This is a genomic window from Halochromatium sp. (genome assembly GCF_046541315.1).
GTDB lineage: Bacteria > Pseudomonadota > Gammaproteobacteria > Chromatiales > Chromatiaceae > Lamprobacter.
Genome location: NZ_JBKHDN010000187.1, coordinates 1 through 5,465 on the forward strand (window position 1 = coordinate 1; position 5,465 = coordinate 5,465).

Consider the following 5,465-nt stretch of genomic DNA (forward strand, 5'->3'; position numbering starts at 1 on the left):
TCTCCCGGGCAGCGGTCTCCCGGGCAGCGGTCTCCCGGGCAGCGGTCTCCCGGGCAGCGGTCTCCCGGGCGCCGGTCTCCCGAGCATCGGTCTCTCGGGCTTCGGCTTCCCGGCCGTCGGTCTCCCGGGCAGCGGTCTCCCGGGCTTCGGCTTCCCGGGCAGCGTTCTCCCACGCTTCGGCGCCCCAGACCCGAACGCCATCGAGCCGGATGCTCGGGGTCGGCAACAGGCGCAGGCGCCCGATAGATTCGATGCGGGTCGGTCGCCCGAGCGATTGCGCGATCTCGGTCTCGAGATCGCGCAGCAGTTGCTGCCGATCGATCAGGCGTGGCGCCAAGAGCGCGGCGCCGAGCGCCAGCACGAGCAGCGCGACGACGAGACCGATGAAGCGCTTGATCCAGGTCGGCATCGGCGGGCGTCCTTCAGTGTTCCTGGCCACAGCGCCAGCAGAGATCGAAGCTGCCGTCGACCAATTCGCCACAGCCTCGGCAGACCCAGGAGCCGGACTCGGCGCGGGCCCGATTCTCGCTCAGCCAACCATCGAGCACGGCTTGGGCGCGCGGCAGATCGCGCTCGTCGAGCACCCAGAGGCTGGGATAGATGTCGACCGGAAGCTCGCCGGCGGCACCGCTGAGAGCGTCGCCGAAGATGCGCGCTTCGATGCGGTGTCGGGCGAGGAGATCCTGGAGCAGCTGGGCCTCGATACGGTCGGCGGCTTGATAGAGTGGCTGCATGATCGCTCAGAAATGGAGCGGGCGATGGGAATCGAACCCACATTGGAGGCTTGGGAAGCCCCTGTTCTACCATTGAACTACGCCCGCCTGAACCTTTGATTCTAGAGCCAGCGGCCGGCGACGGCAAGCAACCCTGAGACCTCGACTGGCACTCGGGTCCAGGCGCAAACCCATCGCCACCGGCAAATCGGCTCAGAGATGTTCGGCATACATCCGCTCGACCGCGTCGCGATGATGCGCGAGCACCTGGGCGCGCTTGACCTTCATCGTGGGCGTCAGCAGGCCGTTGTCGATCGACCAGGGTTCGAGGGTCAACGCCACCCGCCGCACCTTCGCGTAGCCGGGAAAATCGACCAATGCCTCGCGGATGCGCTTGACCAGGTCGCGCAGCAGCGGCGGATGCGACAGGCTCTCCGGCTGCTCCGGGTCGAGGCCATAGTCGCGCGCCAGCTCCGGCCAGAGATCGGGGTTCATCACCAGCAGCGCGGTCAGATAGGAGCGCCCTTCGCCGTCGATCAGCACCTGATCGAACAGCGGGTCCAGCCCGAGGGTCATCTCGATGTCCGCCGGCGGCACCTTTTCGCCGTTGGAGAGCACCAGGATGTCCTTGATGCGACCGGTGATGTAGACATGACGGCCGTCGATGCGTGCCTGATCGCCGGTGCGCAGCCAGCCATCGGCGGTGAACATGTGCGCGGTGGCCGCGTGATGATTCCAGTAACCGAGCATGTTGCAGGGGCCTCGCACCTGCAACTCGTCGTCGGCGCCGATGCGCACCTGGATGCCGCGCAGCGGGATACCGACGCTGTCGGGCCGGTTATCCTCGAGTGGATTCACCGCCACCACCGGGCTGGTCTCGGTGAGCCCATAGCCCTGCACCAAGGGCAGCTCCAGCCCGATGAACAAACGCGCGACCGCGAACGGCATCGGCGCGCCGCCGCTCACCGCCGCGCGCAGACGCCCGCCGAGCCGTTCCAACACCGGCCGCGCGACCTTGCGCCGCAGCCAGGGCCAGAGCAACAGCAGCGGATGCCAGCGCCGGCGTCCCTGGCGATGCTCGAACGCCATCCAGCCGACCTGGACCGCGAATTTGAACAGCGCGCGCAGCGGCTTGGGGCGCCCCTCGAGCTGATCCTGGATGCGCTGATAGACGCGCTCGAACACGCGTGGAACGGCGATGATCACGGTCGGGCGGATGGTTTGCAGATCCTCGCCGAGCTGCGTGATCGAGCGCGCATAGGCCACGGTGGAGCCGGTCATCATCGGCAGGTAATAGCTGCCCATGCGCTCGAGCATGTGCGACAGCGGCAGGAACGACAGAAAGATGTCTTCCTGATAAACATCGAGCATGGTGACGCTGGCATGGGCATTGGCCAGGATATTGAAATGGCTCAGCATCACGCCCTTCGGCCGGCCGGTGGTGCCGGAGGTGTAGACGATGGTGGCGAGCGAATGCGGGTCCGCGACGCGTTGCGTCCAGGGCTCGCCGTGTTCCGGCAGCCAGCGCGCGGCGATCACCGCGCGCTCGTCATAGGTAACGATCCGGCGCGACTGCTCGCTGTCCTCGAGAATCACCACCCGCTCCAGCTGGAGCGTCTCGCCAAGCGCCGGCGCCAGCCGCTTCCAACGGCTGGCATCCTGGATCAACAGCATCTTGCAATCGGCGTCTTGGAGGATATGGGCCGCGTTCTCGGCGCGGTCCTCGGTGTACAGCGGCACGCTCACCAGCCCCAGCGAGAGCGCGGCCTGATCGAAGATCACCCACTCCGAGCCGTTACGCAGCAGCACCGCAACGCGATCGCCGGCCTGCACGGACTCGCCAGCGAGGGCCGCGCGCCAGCGCGCGACCTGCTCGGCGGTCTCACGCCAGGTCATGCTGCGCCAGTCATCGGCGGCGCGATCGAACCATTGGTACGCGGGACGGTCTGGAGACCGATGCAGGCGTTGATGAAAGAGCCCGTCGAGCGTGCCCGCGCGCTCGACCGAGATCAGATCCTCCGACCATTGATTCACTGGCGATGCCTCCTCGTTGGATGCTGGATATCTTTGCGCCGGCGCCGCCGTCTAGTGTATAGCCATTCGCCCTGACGCGCGGACACGACATCCCGTGGAATCTGGCCGTGCAATCTGGCCGTGGAATCTGGGCTGCTTGGGCCAGTGTTGTCCGGCAATCAGGTCGAGCGGCCATCTCGCACGCCAGGCACCAATCCGGACGCGCCGCGCGCGCGTCGCCCCCACCGATTCGTTTATCAGGAGACAGCAGCCGATGCAGATCCACATCAACGGCGAGCCCAAGACCATTCCCGACGCCATGCGCCTGTCCGAGCTGCTCGAGCAACTCGGACTCGCCGAGCGCCGCCTCGCGGTCGAGGTCAACCGCGAGCTGGTGCCGCGCGGGCGCTTCCCCGAGCATGAACTCAAGGCCGGCGATCAGGTCGAAATCATCCATGCCGTCGGCGGCGGCTAAGCGGATCAAGACAATCCGCAGCGCACACGCGCGGCCCGATCGGCTATCGTCGCCCTCAACCCTAAAACCTATTGACCCTCTTCCATCCCTTATGACCGCCTCGCCAAATCGCTCAGACAGCTTCTCTATCGCCGGTCGCGACTACCACTCGCGCCTCCTCGTGGGCACCGGAAAATACAAGGACATGGACGAAACCGCCCGCGCCATCGAGGCCAGCGGCGCCGAGATCGTCACCATCGCGGTGCGCCGCACCAACATCGGCCAGCATGCCGACGAGCCCAATGTGCTCGAAGTATTGCCGCCCGATCGCTACACCATCCTGCCCAACACCGCCGGCTGCTACGACGTCGACAGCGCGGTGCGCACCTGCCGGCTCGCGCGCGAGCTGCTCGATGGCCATCACTTGGTCAAGCTCGAGGTGCTCGGCGATCAGAAGACCCTGTTCCCCGATGTGCTCCAGACCCTCGAAGCGGCCAAGGTGCTGGTCGCCGATGGCTTCGACGTCATGGTCTACACCAACGACGACCCGATCATCGCCAAGCAGCTCGAGGACATCGGTTGCGTGGCGGTGATGCCGCTGGCGGCGCCGATCGGCTCCGGGCTCGGCATCCGCAACCGGCTCAACATCCTCACCATCGTCGAGAACGCCAGCGTGCCGATCCTGGTCGATGCCGGCGTTGGCACCGCTTCCGATGCCGCCATCGCGATGGAACTCGGCTGCGACGGCGTGCTGATGAACACCGCCATCGCGGCGGCGAAGGATCCGGTGTTGATGGCCAGCGCCATGCGCAAGGGCATCGAGGCCGGCCGCGAGGCCTTCCTAGCCGGGCGCATGCCGGCGAAGCGCTTCGCCTCGGCGTCGTCGCCGCTCGAGGGCACCTTCTTCTAAGGCGTAAGGCGCCGTGCGGGCCAGCGCGACACGCTCGCGATTCGCCCCGAGGCGCGGATATGACCGCTCGATCTGATTGCCGGACAACACTGACCTAGGAGCCCAGATTCCACCGGATGTTCGTGTCCGCGCGTCAGGGCGAATGGCTATACGAGCCTCTGGTCGCATCTCGGCCGTTGGGCCAGCGCGAGCCGGCGCGATCTGGCGTTCATCAGGTCGAACGCCCATCCAGATCGGACGCGCAAGGCCGAGGGCGCAGACTGACTTCGCCAGCGGCGAAGGTGCGCTGGCCAGCAACGGTTTCAAGGCGGAGATTGCCGTGGCTGTCGATGCCGCGATAGCGCCCCTCGATCCGCTGCTGACCAGCGACCAAGGTCACCCGCTCGTCTCGGTAGGCGTCGAGCCGACGCCAGTCGTCGAGGAATGCCGAGAGTCCCTGGTCGGCATAGCGCGACAGCGCTGCGGTGAGGGTGTCGATCAACGCCGCCGCCAAATCATTGCGGCTTGGGACCTCGCAACGGCAGGGCTCGCCCTTGCAGACCTCGCTCAGGTCGACCCAGGGCTGGTCGATGGTCGCGGCCTCCGCAGCCCGCAGCCCCAGATTGATCCCCACGCCGACCACCACCCGGCTCGGCCCCTGGGCCTCGCCGGCGACCTCCAACAACAACCCCGCGAGCTTGCGCCGCCGCCAATGGACATCGTTCGGCCACTTGAGCCCGATGCCCTCGACGCCGAATCGCCGCAACGCCTGGGCGACCGCCACCCCGCACGCCAGACTGAGGCCGCCGAGCTGGGCCGGCGCCAGCGCATAACGCCAGAGGATGGACAGATAGATATTGCGCCCGAACGGTGACACCCAGCGTCGCCCGAGCCGTCCGCGCCCTGCCGTCTGGCACTCGGCGAGGCAGATCTCGCCGGCGCCGAGAGCAACGCCTGCATCTGAACCGGACTCCGAGCCGGAGTCTGAACCGGAACCGGAACCGGAACCAGAGCCAGCGTCTGAGCCGAAACCAGAGCCAGAACCAGAACCAGAACCCGAACCAGAGCCAGCGTCTGAACCGGAGCCGGAGCCAGAAGCGGCGCGCGCCTGCCGCCGCCCTGCGTCGAGCAGATAGGCATTGGTCGAATCGACCTGCTCGAGAATGGTGAGCGCCGCCGTGCGTTGCCGTGCCGCCGCATCGAGCCGGGCCTGGATCAGCTCGGCCGACAGCAACTCAATCGGCGCCGGCAGCCGATAGCCCTGCCCGCGAACCGCCTCGATGCCCAGCTCCAGCTCAGTGTCGAGCCGATGCAGGCGCTTCCACACCGCCGCCCGGCTGATCCCGAGGGCCGTGGCGATCGCCGCTCCCGAATGCGGCTGCCCGTCCGCCAGCAG

At 67.2% G+C, this 5,465-nt stretch carries 6 protein-coding genes and 1 tRNA gene; 2 read left to right on the plus strand and 5 right to left on the minus strand.

The features are described from left to right. From ACLFQI_RS11150 to ACLFQI_RS11165, 4 genes are all read right to left on the minus strand, one after another. Positions 1–409 (minus strand): hypothetical protein (locus ACLFQI_RS11150; protein WP_410759348.1); only part of this gene is annotated, 409 nt, incomplete at its 3' end. Positions 410–422: 13 nt separating this feature from the next. Next, positions 423–734: a DUF2007 domain-containing protein gene (locus tag ACLFQI_RS11155; protein ID WP_410759350.1), complete on the minus strand. Its 312-nt coding sequence runs from the start codon at positions 732–734 to the stop codon at positions 423–425. Positions 735–747: 13 nt separating this feature from the next. Further along, a tRNA-Gly gene (locus tag ACLFQI_RS11160) sits at positions 748–821 on the minus strand. A 105-nt stretch (positions 822–926) separates the two neighbouring features. Further along, positions 927–2,747, minus strand: coding sequence for an AMP-dependent synthetase/ligase (locus ACLFQI_RS11165; protein WP_410759352.1), 1,821 nt, complete (start codon positions 2,745–2,747; stop codon positions 927–929). Positions 2,748–3,000: 253 nt separating this feature from the next. Between ACLFQI_RS11165 and thiS the strand changes: the two genes are divergently transcribed. Together thiS and ACLFQI_RS11175 are read left to right on the plus strand one after the other, a co-directional pair. Then, the gene (gene thiS, locus ACLFQI_RS11170; RefSeq protein WP_410759354.1) at positions 3,001–3,201 is read left to right on the plus strand and encodes a sulfur carrier protein ThiS; all 201 of its coding nucleotides are present in this window, start codon (positions 3,001–3,003) and stop codon (positions 3,199–3,201) included. 91 nt (positions 3,202–3,292) lie between these two features. After that, on the plus strand, positions 3,293–4,090 hold the full coding sequence (locus tag ACLFQI_RS11175; RefSeq protein ID WP_410759356.1) for a thiazole synthase: 798 nt from the start codon (positions 3,293–3,295) through the stop codon (positions 4,088–4,090). 211 nt (positions 4,091–4,301) lie between these two features. On the opposite strand, the gene ACLFQI_RS11180 is transcribed toward ACLFQI_RS11175, so the two are convergent. Next, positions 4,302–5,465 (minus strand): biotin--[acetyl-CoA-carboxylase] ligase (locus ACLFQI_RS11180; protein WP_410759357.1); only part of this gene is annotated, 1,164 nt, incomplete at its 5' end.

Coding starts and splice junctions, on each gene's coding strand:
- ACLFQI_RS11155 (WP_410759350.1), bottom strand. CDS start 734: ATGCAGCCACTCTATCAAGCCGCCGACCGTATCGAGGCCCAGCTGCTC.
- thiS (WP_410759354.1), top strand. CDS start 3,001: ATGCAGATCCACATCAACGGCGAGCCCAAGACCATTCCCGACGCCATG.
- ACLFQI_RS11175 (WP_410759356.1), top strand. CDS start 3,293: ATGACCGCCTCGCCAAATCGCTCAGACAGCTTCTCTATCGCCGGTCGC.